Annotated in this window: 13 protein-coding genes and 1 tRNA gene; 2 read left to right on the top strand and 12 right to left on the bottom strand. The window is 38.4% G+C overall.

Annotated features, from left to right (window positions below):
- The first annotated feature begins 9 nt into the window (after window positions 1-9).
- Window positions 10-573 (top strand): ribosome recycling factor, encoded by a 564-nt coding sequence (gene frr, locus AC07VK_RS08395; protein WP_029279059.1) that lies wholly within the window; start codon window positions 10-12, stop codon window positions 571-573.
- Window positions 574-631: 58 nt separating this feature from the next.
- Here frr and AC07VK_RS08390 read toward each other — a convergent pair whose 3' ends face one another.
- On the bottom strand, window positions 632-1648 hold the full coding sequence (locus AC07VK_RS08390; RefSeq protein ID WP_492963699.1) for a LacI family DNA-binding transcriptional regulator: 1017 nt from the start codon (window positions 1646-1648) through the stop codon (window positions 632-634).
- A gap of 147 nt (window positions 1649-1795) precedes the next feature.
- Window positions 1796-1940, bottom strand: a tRNA-Asp gene (locus AC07VK_RS08385).
- 346 nt (window positions 1941-2286) lie between these two features.
- Between AC07VK_RS08385 and AC07VK_RS08380 the strand changes: the two genes are divergently transcribed.
- Window positions 2287-2763 carry an Lrp/AsnC ligand binding domain-containing protein gene (locus AC07VK_RS08380; RefSeq protein ID WP_025145395.1) on the top strand — a complete coding sequence of 159 codons (477 nt, stop codon included), beginning with the start codon at window positions 2287-2289 and terminating at the stop codon, window positions 2761-2763.
- Between the two features lie 679 nt (window positions 2764-3442).
- On the opposite strand, the gene feoB is transcribed toward AC07VK_RS08380, so the two are convergent.
- The 10 genes from feoB to AC07VK_RS08330 all read right to left on the bottom strand — a co-directional run bounded on the left by feoB (window position 3443) and on the right by AC07VK_RS08330 (window position 13798).
- A complete protein-coding gene (feoB, locus tag AC07VK_RS08375; RefSeq protein ID WP_492963697.1) occupies window positions 3443-5551 on the bottom strand; it encodes a ferrous iron transport protein B in 2109 nt (702 codons plus the stop codon).
- 11 nt (window positions 5552-5562) lie between these two features.
- Window positions 5563-5778, bottom strand: a complete 216-nt coding sequence (locus AC07VK_RS08370; protein ID WP_039481214.1) for a FeoA family protein — start codon at window positions 5776-5778, stop codon at window positions 5563-5565.
- 97 nt (window positions 5779-5875) lie between these two features.
- On the bottom strand, window positions 5876-8647 hold the full coding sequence (locus tag AC07VK_RS08365; protein WP_492963695.1) for an outer membrane beta-barrel protein: 2772 nt from the start codon (window positions 8645-8647) through the stop codon (window positions 5876-5878).
- Between the two features lie 297 nt (window positions 8648-8944).
- Window positions 8945-11761 carry an outer membrane beta-barrel family protein gene (locus tag AC07VK_RS08360; protein WP_492955989.1) on the bottom strand — a complete coding sequence of 939 codons (2817 nt, stop codon included), beginning with the start codon at window positions 11759-11761 and terminating at the stop codon, window positions 8945-8947.
- Between the two features lie 155 nt (window positions 11762-11916).
- Complete coding sequence (locus AC07VK_RS08355) at window positions 11917-12042, bottom strand: hypothetical protein (protein WP_492955988.1); 126 nt, start codon at window positions 12040-12042, stop codon at window positions 11917-11919.
- Window positions 12026-12424 carry a VanZ family protein gene (locus AC07VK_RS08350; RefSeq protein WP_492963693.1) on the bottom strand — a complete coding sequence of 133 codons (399 nt, stop codon included), beginning with the start codon at window positions 12422-12424 and terminating at the stop codon, window positions 12026-12028. Before AC07VK_RS08350 ends, AC07VK_RS08355 begins: the two co-directional genes overlap by 17 nt.
- A 10-nt stretch (window positions 12425-12434) precedes the next feature.
- Window positions 12435-12815: a glycine cleavage system protein GcvH gene (gcvH, locus tag AC07VK_RS08345; RefSeq protein WP_492955986.1), complete on the bottom strand. Its 381-nt coding sequence runs from the start codon at window positions 12813-12815 to the stop codon at window positions 12435-12437.
- A 134-nt stretch (window positions 12816-12949) separates the two neighbouring features.
- Window positions 12950-13414: a hypothetical protein gene (locus AC07VK_RS08340; RefSeq protein WP_492963691.1), complete on the bottom strand. Its 465-nt coding sequence runs from the start codon at window positions 13412-13414 to the stop codon at window positions 12950-12952.
- The gene (locus tag AC07VK_RS08335) at window positions 13401-13529 is read right to left on the bottom strand and encodes a hypothetical protein (RefSeq protein WP_492963689.1); all 129 of its coding nucleotides are present in this window, start codon (window positions 13527-13529) and stop codon (window positions 13401-13403) included. The genes AC07VK_RS08340 and AC07VK_RS08335 overlap by 14 nt, the downstream gene beginning before the upstream one ends.
- Window positions 13530-13537: 8 nt before the next feature.
- The gene (locus AC07VK_RS08330; RefSeq protein ID WP_492955983.1) at window positions 13538-13798 is read right to left on the bottom strand and encodes a hypothetical protein; all 261 of its coding nucleotides are present in this window, start codon (window positions 13796-13798) and stop codon (window positions 13538-13540) included.
- Window positions 13799-13917: the final 119 nt, after the last annotated feature.

Below are 13917 nucleotides of genomic sequence, written 5' to 3'. Positions count from 1 at the left end.
CACACAATTATGAACGACCTCATACAATTACAATTAATGGATGCTCAATCTGCAATGGACAGAGCTATCGATCATTGTGAATCTGAATTAACTAAAATCAGAGCTGGCAAAGCATCAGCTGGAATGTTGGATGGTATTTTCGTGGATTATTATGGCGCCGCTACAGCATTATCACAAGTAGCTAGTATTAATACGCCAGATGCCAGAACAATCGTAATCCAACCTTGGGAAAAATCACTTTTAACTGCAATTGAAAAAGCTATTCAAGTAGCCAATATTGGTATCAATCCACAAAATGATGGTATTGTTATCCGTCTGGTTGTGCCGCCTTTAACAGAAGAACGTAGAAAAGACTTAGTGAAAAAAGTGAAGGAAGAAGCCGAAAGAGGCCGCATTACTGTCCGCAACATCCGTAAAGATGCCAATACCAAAATTCAAAAACTGAAAGGCGAAGGTGTTTCTGATGATGAGATTAAAACAGGTGAAGGCGAAGTGCAAAAGTTAACCGATGCTTATATCATTAAGGTTGACAAACATGCAGAGGCCAAAGAAAAAGATGTAATGACAGTTTAATCTGTGTAAAATATAAACCGAACGGGAATGGATTTAAATCTATTCCCTTTTTTATTGCTTATTTTTTTGCGCTTGAGCCCCTAACGTTTAAGATGGTAGGTAACGATACCTGCGTATTTTCGACAGACTTTCCGGCTTTTTTGAGCTTATTCAATAAAATTTTCATCACGTTTTCTGCAATGGCCTCGAGAGGCTGTGCAATAGCCGTAACCGGAGGCTCGCAAAACTCCAGGATTTCGAAATCATCGAAAGAAACAACTGCCATATCCTTGTGGATCTGAATCCCTAGTTTCCTAAAAGTTCTTAAGCCATCTAAACAAATATAGTTGGCTGCAAAAACTACCGCATCTAGCTGTTTCTCCGCTTTAAAAAACTTGATCATCTCCTCAATTGAGTCGGCAGAATTTACATATTTGATCTTCTTTACAATTGCCGGCAAGTTATATTTTTCTACAGCGCTTTCATAGCCGGCCAAACGGTCTACCATCTGTTGCTGTAAGGTATCGATGGTTACAAAACCTATTTTTTTATAATTATTTTTAATGAGGTGCGCTGTGGCTTCGTAGGTGCTGCTTAGGTTATCGATTATTACATAATCTGTTTTAACATCCTGTACATACCGATCAAATAGTACTACTGGAGCCTCTGTTTGAATCAATTTTTTAACTTCTTCTTCCAAACCCTCAGGCAAGGCCATAATATAGCCATCAACATGCCTGTCTTTAAAAATCTGTAGCAGTTCTATTGCCTTTTCGGTATCGTTCCTGGTACTGCTAAAAAGTATCTTATAACCAAGGCTCGAAGCAATTTCATCAATTCGGCGCGCTATACCTGAGAAAAAAGGTTCAGAAATATCATCAACCAAGAATCCGATAATTTTTGTTTTGCCTGTTCTTAAACTTGTTGCAAGGGTATTGGGCTGATAATTTAATTCAGCAACCAGTTCTAAAACCTTTTTGGTAAGCGATTCGCTAATATTTTTTTCTCTTGCTTTCCCATTAATTACAAACGATACAGTTGTAATGGAAATATTTAATTGTTTAGCGATATCTTTAATCGAAACGCGTTTCTTCATCACAGGCATTTAACGGATAAAATTTGATGGGTAATATAACAATATATCTATAAATATAGGAGGGTTATGAAAAAAACTAGTTTAAAAAGAAAAAGAGCAACCTATCCAGGATTGCTCGATTAACTAACTTATTATTCATAAAAAATGCTGTTGGGGAAGGAGTCGAACCTTCAAGGGGTAGTTAGCTACAGTTCAAAAAATTAATTTGTGGTCAACCCAATAAACTGCGTTTGTCCCATTATTCCCCACCACCGAGACAAGGAGGCGTGTCTGCCAATTTCACCACCCAACAATTTTAGTCATTAGTCCAAAGCCTGCAGTCGTAAGTCTACTAAAGACTATGGACTCTTGACTTAGGACTAAAGCCGCTGTAGGGGAAGGAATCGAACCTTCAAGGAGTGGTTAGTACCGAAACCGGTATATTCCCATTATTCTCCGCCACCGAGACAAGGAGGTGTGTCTGCCTGTTTCACCACCCTACATTATGTTATGCAATTTTGAAAGAACGTTTCCTTTTTGTTAATTGCTTGATACAAATGTAAAGGAACAACCAATACCTTGCAAATATTTTAAACATTTAATTTTATTTTTATAATATTGATAAATATTCGTAAATTCGCTTATCATAATTCAAAAATATGCTTAAAAAAGACAATTCCAATTTAGAAATTGACAACCTCGACATCGATATATTGAAGCAATTGATGCAGGATGCCACTAAACCTTATACAGAAATCGCTAAAGATCTGATTGTTTCGGGCGGAACGATACATGTTAGGATGAAGAAACTGCAGGAAATGGGCATTATCAAGGGCTCCCACTTAATCATTGATCCGCAAAAGGCTGGATATGATATTTGCGCCTTTTTGGGTATTTACCTGGAGAAAGGAATCCAGTACAAAGATGCCGTTGCACAATTGAGCAAAATTAAGGAAGTGGTAGAATTGCATTATACTACCGGTGCCTACAGCATGTTTGCCAAAATTATCTGCAGGGATACCAATCATTTACGCCATGTTTTAAACGAAGAAATACAGGCCGTGAACGGTATTCAGCGTACGGAGACTTTAATCTCGTTAGAAGAGAGCATTAAGCGTCAGATTGAACTGGGGTAAAAGCAGAAAGACTAAAGCGGAAAGACTAAAGCAAAAGGATGTTATTAGAGCACCAAGCTTAAATGGCCTTAATGCCTTATATGGTAAAATGCTTTTAATTACGCTTAATAATTATTGGGAAATGAACGTTTAGTGGGGTTTCGGGAACGGCAGTCCCGTTATCCGCTATAGCTCCGATAAATCCCGATGTAAAATCGGGAGGAGGCTGCCGCTACTACCGGGTTTAGAAACAAAGGTCTGTGCAATAAATAGCAATTTGCTTATCGACCCTTCGACTACGCTCAGGGTGACAAACGCAACAACCTGTTCAAGATAAGGACTCGGAGAAGGGCACATATACTCCTAGACAAAAATAGTACTACCTAACGGGCCACCTAGACCCGATTGGAGTGAACACGCAATCCCGAATTTCATCGGGATAAGTAAAACGGAAAGCGGGAGCAAACCCAGATCATTTGTACAGGCCCTGCTCTTCCAACCTTTAATATTATAATTTGTAGCGAATGCCTTTCGACTACGCTCAGGGTGACAAAACGCTATAATAGGCTGTTGTAAAACTATTATTTTAGCTTAATCGAGATATTAAGTCTGGAGCAAGGTTTCTTGAGATAGATTTAGCGTCGCTGAGCAGTACCTGGTTCTCGGCTGCGTTGTACTCCGCTCGAAATGACGGATCTATTTATTTCAACAACTGATAAGCAACAAGCGCGGCAACATAGGCCATAGCCGTCATGTAAGCCAATTGGATAACCGGCCATTTCCATCCTTTGGTTTCACGGTAAACAATCGCAACTGTACTCATGCACTGCATAGCAAAAGCGTAAAAAAGCATTAACGAAATACCTGTAGCAAAACTGTACACAGGTAAGCCAGTGCGGCTATTCACCGAGGCCGACATACGTTCTCTAATGGTTGCTGTATCTTCGTCACCACCATCAACACTATAAATGGTGGCCATTGTACCCACAAAGGCTTCGCGGGCAGCAAAAGAAGTAATTAAACCGATACCGATCTTCCAATCGTATCCCAGCGGGCGGATGGCAGGCTCGATCCAATGCCCAAGGATACCTACATAAGAGTTTTCCAACTTCTCTGTAGCCACTATGGTTTTGATGTGATCTGTATTTTTTGTGGTATCGGCCAAAGCGGTTTCGTATTTTTTATCGATACTTTCGAAACGGTTTCCTGGCCCGAAAGAGGCCATTACCCAAAGGATGATGGAAATGGCAATGATTACCTTACCCGCTTCAAAAACAAAGGTTTTCGATTTCTCATACATGGTGTAGAATACATTTTTCCACCTTGGCATGCGGTAAACAGGCAGCTCCATGATAAAATATGACCTTTCTTTGGTTTTGATGATGAATTTCATTACCCATGCCACCAATACCGCAGCGATAATACCTACCAGGTACATCACCATCAGCGCCAATCCCTGCAGGTTAAAAATACCTAGAACGGTTTGAGAAGGAATGATTAAGGAAATGATTAAAATATACACCGGAAGCCTCGCCGAACAGCTTACCAATGGGGTAACCATGATCGTAATCATCCTGTCTTTCCAGTTTTCGATATTTCTTGCAGCCATAATAGACGGAACTGCACAGGCCAAACCACCGATCATTGGCACTACCGATTTACCGTTAAGGCCAACCTTGCTCATAATTTTATCCATCATAAAGGTAACACGGGCCATGTAGCCGGTATCTTCTAAAATGGATATAAAGGCAAAAAGGATTGCAATCTGTGGGATAAATACGAATATGCCGCCCAGTCCGGCAACAATACCATCCAATAACAGATCGGTAAGCATACCCCCCGGCAGATATTCGTGACCGATACTCGTTATAAAACCAAAACCAGTCTCAATCCAGTCCATCGGATAGGATGACCAGGCAAATATAGCATTGAAAATAACAAAAAGAATGAGCAGGAAAATGGCAAATCCCCATATTTTATGGGTTAAAATAGCATCCAATTTATCACTAAGAGAAAACTTCTTTTCAGTACCCTTGTCAACAACCACATCAGATAAAATAGTACTGAGGTGTTTGTACCTGGCAATGGTTTCTGCAGCCTGAATTTTTGAAGATTCGAAATGGTGCGACTGCTCTATATTTTCAATTTCTTCTTGTTCCTTTTCGGTAAAGAAAGTTAAATGCTCATGCTGGTGCAAAACCTGCAGCGCGTAATAATCGTTATCAGAATTAAGTTTCGATTTTATGGCATTAATCGCTTCAGGAGCTAGAAAATTCACATCTACATCCTGCAGCTGTGTGGCAATTTTATTGGTATTGGCAATGGCCTGTTTTAGTTTGTCAATCCCAATGTTGTTTCGTGCTGAAATGGGAACCACCTGGACGCCCAGTTTCTCTGCAAGTTTATCCAGATTAATCTCGATCCCCTGTTTAGCCGAAAGATCGATCATATTCAGGGCTAAAATCATAGGAATGCCTAAATCTGCTACTTGCGAATACAAAAGCATATTGCGCTTTAAATTGGAAGCATCGGCAATGAGGACAATAACATCAGGATGGCTATTGTTTTTTTTATCGGCAAGTACTTGAAAAACGATACTTTCGTCAGCACTTTTCGGATATAAGCTATACGTTCCAGGTAAATCAATGATCTCGGCTTCTTTACCATCAGCAAGTTTGGTAAAACCTGTTTTCTTATCTACAGTGATGCCTGGAAAATTTCCGATTTTTTGATTTAACCCTGTTAAACGGTTAAATAAAGTAGATTTACCTGTATTGGGATTACCAACTAACGCAACTTTAATATCCAAACCCAGCTTTTTTATTGAATAATGACAACATCGGCTTCGCTTTTACGCAAGCAAAGCTGATAACCAGCAACACGGATCGCCATTGGATCGCCCAGAGGAGCAAAACGCTCTACCTCTACCACCTCACCAGGCAAGCAGCCCATCTCCATTAACTTTACAGACATATCTAAATCTGTAAAAGCTACAATTGTTCCTTTTTCTCCAACTTTAAGGTGCGACAGTTTCATGTGCTAAATTTGGCGCAAGTTAACCTTTCTTTAGATTTATTCCAAATAAGATAGTGGTGTGTGGGATATAAATTACACAGCTTTACCCTAAAATGATCTAGTTCCGCTGTCTGCCGCCACCAAAGCCGCCACCGCCATTACCACCACGGCCCCTGCCACCTTCTTCACCTCCCCTGATGCGGTTTTTACCACCCATACGGTTTAAGGAATAGGTAAACGAAACCATAAAATAACGCTGCAATACATTATAACTTACATCCTGAATGGTGTTGTTATTGGCCGTACGGCTTACGCCCTGGTTTTCGTTCAGTAAGTCGTTTACCGCCGCTTTAAAGGTTCCCCTGTTTTTGAAAAACTGTTTGCTGATGTAAGAATTTACGAGTGTAAAATGTGTATCAAAACCCTCTCCCCTTCCGGTATTCTGGTTATAATCGGCATCTATTGCCCAGCGGATATTTCCAGGGAATAAATAACTTACACTCACATTCGGACTAAAGGTATAATAACGTGTATTAGAATTAGGCTGAACCGAGTATGTTGCACGGTTAATTGAGCCACTTACGCCTGCTGTTAAATCGAGCTTATCTAAATTAGAGACCAGACGATAGCCATTGGTAACAGACCAGCTATTGGTGATATTTTTTAAGGCGTTGGTAAAGTTTACATCCCTATCATAACTACCACTAACGTTGATATGGAAATTCAGCTTATTCTCGGCCATAATCGGCAAACTTAATGAAGAGGAAACAGACCCTGAGTAAACACCACTTACATTAACCGGAGTAATGGCCAGTTTCCCCTGGTCTTCGCCACTTTGAATCAGGCTGCTGCTATTCGCAATCCGGTTTGACGTTTGGGTAAGGTTTACATTCACGAATAGGGACCTGTTTTTTCCGACAGTAAATGTATTGTAGGCTACACGAAGGGTATTATTGAATTCGGGTTTCAGATCGGGGTTACCAACGGGAATACTTTGCGTGTTGGTATTGTTCCTGATCGGCTGTAACTGCTGAATGGTTGGCTGGTTTGTACTACCCCTATAGTTAAATACCAGGCGTTTGCTATTGCTAAAATTATACCTGAACATAGCCGAAGGTGTATAATTGAAAACGTTCTGCTTGAGTACAAAGCCCCTGCTGATATTGTTATTTGTGCGATCTGTGTTCTGAACCGCCATGCCCACATTCCAGTTGTATTTTTTTGCCATTTTGTTAAAGCTAAAACCCGCCGAGTTGGTTAAAATGGTATTTTCGTAGGCATTGCTAAAGGTTTCATCCAACAGATCATATTGTAAAGTGGCCGGATTGAAATTATAGGTAAAACGATCGGATGTATTGTGGTTATAACCATTCTGATAATTAAACTCCAGGCTCAAGGTTTTATCCAGGGGTTCGGTATATACCAATCTTGTATTCTGACTGATGGACTCACTCTCCTGTTCGTTAAACTGATCGGTTGTTTTTTGAGTAGTGGTCCCGTTTTCTTTTCTGGTTTCAGGGTTGGTATTGTAATTATCAGCATCGTTATTGTTGATGTTGGTACTGAAGTTTAATGAAAGCGTTCTTCCTCTGCGCATAAATTTTTTACGCAATAAAATGTTGTTGCTAATGGATGGTGCAGTATTGTGATTTCTTAATGTCTGCGTTCCAGTAATCATGTACCTGTTAAAATCTCGGGTATAGGTGCTGTTGTTCAAGCTCTCGTTATCGGTATAACTTAAATTTGGCTGTATCCGAAGCGAGGTCAACGAATCAATCTTGGTATCGACCATAAAGTTTAAGCGGTGATTTAACCGATCGGAATTATTGACCTGGTTGTTATTAAAAACTGTAGTCTCATTACCCAATAAATTTTGCCTTACACTGTTCGACAGAATAAGGTTATCAGATTTATTAACGAAATAACTCAGACTAACTTCGGTTTGATCGGCATATTCATCCGAAAAATTAAAACCGCCGGCTTTGGTATCGGTAATTCCGCCCCGGCCACCATTACTGCCGCCATTCCCTCCACCCAAGCCACCGCCAAAGTTTTGTTTGTTTACATTGTTGAACTGCGCAATTATGCTCAATCGCTTATCTTGGTTAAAATGGTTAATGTTCGCATTTACATCGTAACGGTCATTAGAACCATAGCCCCCTGTGCTATTTCCGAAATAACCGTTTTTCTTATCTTTTCTGGTGGTGATGTTAATGATCTTGGTTCTCGAGCCATCATCGATTCCGGTAAACTGTGCCTGATCTGACAGTTCATCAATAATCTGAATTTTATCGATCATATCGGCCGGAAGGTTTTTAGTGGCCAATAAAGGATCGTTTCCAAAAAACTCTTTACCATCTACTTTAACTTTTGTAATGGTTTCGCCCTGGGCTTTTACTGTTCCAGCCTTATCTACCTCTACTCCTGGCAGTTTCTTTAACAGGTCTTCTACTACTGCATTCTCTACCACTTTAAACGAGCTTGCATTAAACTCGAGTGTATCCTTTTTCACCACAATCGGCGGAATTTCTGCTTTAATATCAACCGTTTGAAGGTCTATTGCGCCGCCTTCTAAAACAATATCGCCCAGAATGATATCAAGTTTATCTGTTGAGATGGTAAAATCTTTAGTGGTATTTTTTAAGCCTAAAAATGCGGCATATAACTTGTAAGTACCAGGTTTTAACCCCTTGAAAACAAATTTTCCATCTTCGGTGGTGCTCACTGCACCAACCATACTGGAATCGGTTAAGTTTTTAACCGCTATAGAAGCATAATCAATTGGTTTTTTATCTTTTGATTGGATAACCCTTCCGCTAACTGAACCCGTTTTCTGGGCGTAAACATAAAAAGATGATAAAATAAGTAGGAGCGTAAAAATTTGTTTCATTCGGTTAGTTTGGTTTATAGCATAAAGACTATCGACTTTTATAAAGGTTTATTTTTACTTAGGTAACATTTGAAATACATAAATGTCAACAATACATTTAATCATAAAACTCCGCGGCTATAAAACAGGAAAGTCCCGGTTAAAACCGAGACTTTTCTAAAGTAAAATCGTCATTTCGACTGGAGTGTAATCCCGAACTTTCGGGAGAGAAATCTTTAAGCATTATTTTAGATTTCTCCTCCAAAGGAGCTCCTTTGGAACACTACGGTCGAAATGACGTATAGTGAAGAAGACAGATTACATTCTCATACGACGACCGCCATCGCCTCCCTGAGCAGGCATCTGCATATCTCCGCTCATATTTCTTCCGCCGATACGGGTTAAAGAATAGGTGAATGAGAACATGTAATAACGTTTTAACACGTTATAGTTTAAATCTGTAATGGTATTATTGGTTGCTGTCCTGCTAATGCCCTGGTTTTGGTTAAATGCATCGTTAACAGCAATTTTAAATGTACCTCTGTTTTTAAAGAACTGGCGGCTGATATAAGAATTTACCAAAGTATATTCGGTATTATATCCTTCACCTCTACCTGTATTTTTAATATAATCTAAATCTACCGCTAAACGGATGTTTCCTGGAAATAAATAACTGATATCAAAACTGGGATTTAAGGTATAATAGTTTGTGGTGGAGTTTGGCTGGGCAGAATAAGTTGCCCTGTTGTATGTGCCAGAAATACCGCCAGTAAGATCAAATTTATCAAAGTTGGTTACAAAATTATATTTGTTGGTAACTGACCAGGAATTCGTGATATTTTTTACCAGATCAGCAGTGTTATTATTACCCGAGGTAAAATTCACATTCCTGTTGTAGTTTCCGTTTAACGATGCATTCAGTGTCAATTTACGTTCAGGTAAAATTGGGACCCCCATATTGATACTTGCATTACCCGAATAAACTCCATCAACATTAACGTAGGTCGTTCTGATTTTACCGAAATCCTTATCATTTTGGTCAGTCACCAATTGACTACTGTTACCAATTGCATTAAAAGTTTGACTCAGACTTAAAAAAGCGAAAAACATCCTGCTCTTGGCGAAATCAAAATTATTATAGTTAATATTTAAATTATTGTTAAACTGAGGCTTTAAACCTGGATTACCGACAAAAACACTTTGTGTATTGGTATTATCAGGTATTGGCTGTATCTGGTTGATTGTTGGCTGTTGGGTTGTTCCTCTATAACGGATATTCAATCTTCTGGAGTTGCTGAAATTATACCTGAAATTAGCCGAGGGTGTTAAATTGATAAAATTCTGCGTTCTTACCAAACCCGTTGTTAGGTTGGTATTTTCGCGATTGGTTTGTTGTGCAGCTAAACCAATATTCCAGTTATATTTCTTTTCGTTGGTGGTAAAACTTACACCCGCAGCATTTGTTAACGTTTGATTCTCATAAATATTGGTAAAATCCAGATTAACAAGATCATATTGTCCGCTTGCTGAGTTGAAATCCAATACCTGGCGGCCCTGGTTATCATGGCTATATCCATTTTGATAGTTAAACTCTAAACTTGTTGTTTTAGATAAGGGCTCGGTATATACCAATCTGGAGGTATTGTTAATAGAGTTTGTGTTCACTTTGTTCAACTGATCGATCAAACTAGCCGTTGGCGTACTGTTAATGGTATTCGTTTCAGATATGTAATTATAATTATCGGCATCATTATTATTAATACTGGTGTTAACATTAAGCGATAATGTTCTCCCGCGTCTTTTAAACTTTTTACGGACCAAAAGATTATTGCTGATGTTTGGAGCAGTACTGTTACTGATATAGCGCTGATTTCCGACAGTTGTAGACTGGATCAGATTTCGGGTATAATCGCTCAAGTTTGTAGCATCACTTTCGGTATAGGATACGTTTGGCTGGATCTTAATTGTTGTAGAAGAATCCAGCTTGGTATCGATCATAAAATTAAACCTATGGTTGATCCGGTCCGTATTATTATCCGCATTGTTCGAAACGGTAGTAATCCTGTCTCCCAATAAATTTTGAGTGAAACTTGTCTGCTGGTTTGAAACAGCCGATTTGTTAAAAAAGTAACTTCCCTGAATTTGGGTACCATCTTTATAGGTATCAGCAAAGTTTAAACCAGCTGCATTTGTGGTTGTAATGCCTCCACTACCGGCACCACTGCCGCCACCGCCAAAATTACCCCGGCCACCGCCGCCAAAACCGTTACCAACGCCATTGCCCTGTCCGAAGTTTTGTTTATTTACGTTGTTAAACTGGCCGATAAAACTAAACTGCTGGTCATTATCGAACTTGTTCACATTTAAACTTGCATCATAACGATCTTGTGTACCATATCCAACGGTGCTATTTCCAAAATACCCCTTTTTCATTCCGGCTTTAGTGGTGATATTTAAGATTTTATTCCTCGTACCATCATCAACGCCTGAAAATTGAGATTGCTCAGACATCTCATCAATTACCTGGATCTTATCTACCATATCGGCAGGTAAGTTTTTGGTCGCCAATAAGGGATCTGTTCCAAAAAACTCTTTACCATCTACTTTAACCTTTGTAACGGTTTCGCCCTGCGCTTTAATACTTCCGTCTTTTGCCACCTCTACTCCAGGTAGTTTCTTCAGCATATCTTCTACAACAGCGTTCTCTCTAACCTTGATCGATTTCCCATCAAACTCTATGGTATCGGTTTTTACAACCACCGGAATGCTTGCAGTAACATTAACATCTTTTAAATCTACACCATCATCACTCATGCTAATTTCGCCCGCATTTACTGCTGCTTTAGCCACTTCTATATCTTTAGTAGCTGTTTTTAAACCTAAAAAGGCGGAGTAGATTCTATATTTACCTGGAGCAATACTCTTAAAACTGAAAGATCCGTCAGGATTGGTTTGACCTGAGGCCACAACACTCGAATCTTTTAAGCTTTTAACCGCTATGGTAGCAAAGTCAACCGGCTTTTTATCTTTTGCGTTAATTACTTTACCGCTTATTGAGCCAGTATTTTGAGCCTGGGCAATATATCCACAAAATAGGAGCACAATGAATATTGCCCGCTGAACGTTTCTTTTCATTAAAAAAAATTAGATATTATAATACAAAACTAAGCTATCAGACTAGGGAAAGGCGCAAAGGTTTGTTAAGGTGTGTTAAAAGCTTGGTAACATTTTAAATACAGCCTTTTTAGGAAGGTGATCAGATCTAAAAGGGAGGTCGATCGGAGAGGGGATTATTTTTGTGGCGAAGGATAAGTTTTGTAGTACACTTTTGGGCAGTTACAGTTCTTTTTAAAGATACTGCATCCACTTAAACCTATAGCCACAATTACACAGATGATACTAATTTTTGTTTTCATTGAAATTTAATTTATGGAGCAATACATAACTAAAAACTGCCATAGTTGCGCCTAACATATCGCAGCCAAAATCCCACCATTCTGCAGATCGGTAGGTAAAAACTTTCCATTGTAACAGTTCAATTGCGCCACCAATGATCGCATTGATAAGCAATATTTTAAAAATGGTTAATGTTCTGAAAGCGAAGGTATGCTGATATCTTATTTTCCCGTAGAAGAGTAATACCGATAAGACAAAGAAAAAACCCATATGGGTCATTTTATCAAAGCCTTCGAAAAAAAAGCCATGCCCAGGTGAATCGGGCATCTTAATATTACAAAGCACTAAAACGACAATAGTCCAGAAAATGGCCCATTTTTGTTGTTTCAGTGCTTTGTACAAAATATAATAATTAAGCGCCTACCAATTCCTGGTATGCTGCTGCAGTTAATAAACTTTCTACTTCAGCTAAATCAGCTAAAGATACTTTTACCATCCAGCCTTTTCCGTAAGGATCAGAATTTACCAATTCAGGATTGTCGTTCAGTTCAGCATTAACTTCTAACACCGTACCCGTAACTGGCATATATAAGTCAGACACCGTTTTAACAGCTTCTACAGTACCAAAAACTTCTTCTTTTGCTACTTCGCTGCCTACCGTATTGATATCAACATAAACAATATCACCTAATTCGCGCTGAGCGAAATCAGTAACACCGATAATAGCTTCGTTACCTTCAACTTTAACCCACTCGTGGTCTTTAGTGTATTTTAATTCTGATGGAAAATTCATGGTTTTAAAATTAGTTTTCGCAAAGTTAAATATTATGTTGGAATGTCGAAGTGTTAATCGATCATTCTGTTATCCAAAATTAAATCAATCAAAATTAGTCTACATACTGCCGCTAAAGAATGAAATAAGATTTGTTATGCTCCTTTCAAGCACATAACACAACCATTAGCAAACCAGCTTTCATTATCATTTAGAAAAGAGATACTCACATTAGAATATTCACCCTTGTAACAAATTAAAGTTTCTTTATTAATACCGGCATTTTTATACACCTCATCTAAATTTATAGTGATCTTATTGAGCACATTATAAACCGCTACTAAAACTAAACCTCGAAGATCATCGTTAGGTTCAAGAAACTTAACTAAACCCAGTTCTTGATATACAGATATTTGTTCGATATCCGAATCTTCTGTTTCATCAACATCTATTGGCATCTTTGGTAAATTGTATGTCTTGCATAATCTATGAAATGCGACTTCAGCCTGTTCTTCAATTGATTTGTTTAAACCCTGTATCTCAACTAAAATAGAAGCCAAAGCACTATCACTATCAATCCAGTTTTTTATGGGGTTAATTTCTTTATTACGCTTTGCCATAAATTTTTTCTCTTATACCACCTTGTAACCACTCTACAAGCCTTAAGTTGCTTGGCATAAATTCGATACCTGTTAATTTTTGATCTTCAACCGTTTTCTTGAATTTTTCTAACACACGGTCATTTATATCCCACCCAAAAAAATATATTCATTATTTCCCTGATAATCAGAATCAAATGTAATATCATTAAGATTTAAGTTATCTACATTGTAATTCAAAATCAAAGTCATTATTTCATTGTCAAATTTCTTTTCCCCTACTGGAGTAATTTCAAATTCATTTATACATCGTTCAACAAAACTCATTGAAATATCTGTATTTTTGAAATCCTTTTTTCTTGGCTTTAATTTTTGAATTCTATCAACGAAATTGCTTGCTTTCATATTTTTAAATGTTATTATGATGATGCTTTCATTAATCATTATCTATTTCCGATAATAATGCATCTGATTCGCTTGTCCAGAACGAATTGTATGCAAAACAGGCATTATCTATATTTTCA

The sequence above is a fragment of the Pedobacter sp. GW821-FHT01D05 genome (assembly GCF_059422505.1).
This window is presented reverse-complemented; position numbering and strand designations above follow the sequence as displayed.

Excerpts from the sequence above, each read along its gene's own strand:
- frr (WP_029279059.1), top strand. The coding sequence starts at position 10 with ATGAACGACCTCATACAATTACAATTAATGGATGCTCAATCTGCAATG.
- AC07VK_RS08390 (WP_492963699.1), bottom strand. The coding sequence starts at position 1,648 with ATGAAGAAACGCGTTTCGATTAAAGATATCGCTAAACAATTAAATATT.
- AC07VK_RS08380 (WP_025145395.1), top strand. The coding sequence starts at position 2,287 with ATGCTTAAAAAAGACAATTCCAATTTAGAAATTGACAACCTCGACATC.
- AC07VK_RS08370 (WP_039481214.1), bottom strand. The coding sequence starts at position 5,778 with ATGAAACTGTCGCACCTTAAAGTTGGAGAAAAAGGAACAATTGTAGCT.
- AC07VK_RS08365 (WP_492963695.1), bottom strand. The coding sequence starts at position 8,647 with ATGAAACAAATTTTTACGCTCCTACTTATTTTATCATCTTTTTATGTT.
- AC07VK_RS08360 (WP_492955989.1), bottom strand. The coding sequence starts at position 11,761 with ATGAAAAGAAACGTTCAGCGGGCAATATTCATTGTGCTCCTATTTTGT.
- AC07VK_RS08355 (WP_492955988.1), bottom strand. The coding sequence starts at position 12,042 with ATGAAAACAAAAATTAGTATCATCTGTGTAATTGTGGCTATAGGTTTA.
- gcvH (WP_492955986.1), bottom strand. The coding sequence starts at position 12,815 with ATGAATTTTCCATCAGAATTAAAATACACTAAAGACCACGAGTGGGTT.
- AC07VK_RS08340 (WP_492963691.1), bottom strand. The coding sequence starts at position 13,414 with ATGGCAAAGCGTAATAAAGAAATTAACCCCATAAAAAACTGGATTGAT.
- AC07VK_RS08330 (WP_492955983.1), bottom strand. The coding sequence starts at position 13,798 with ATGAAAGCAAGCAATTTCGTTGATAGAATTCAAAAATTAAAGCCAAGA.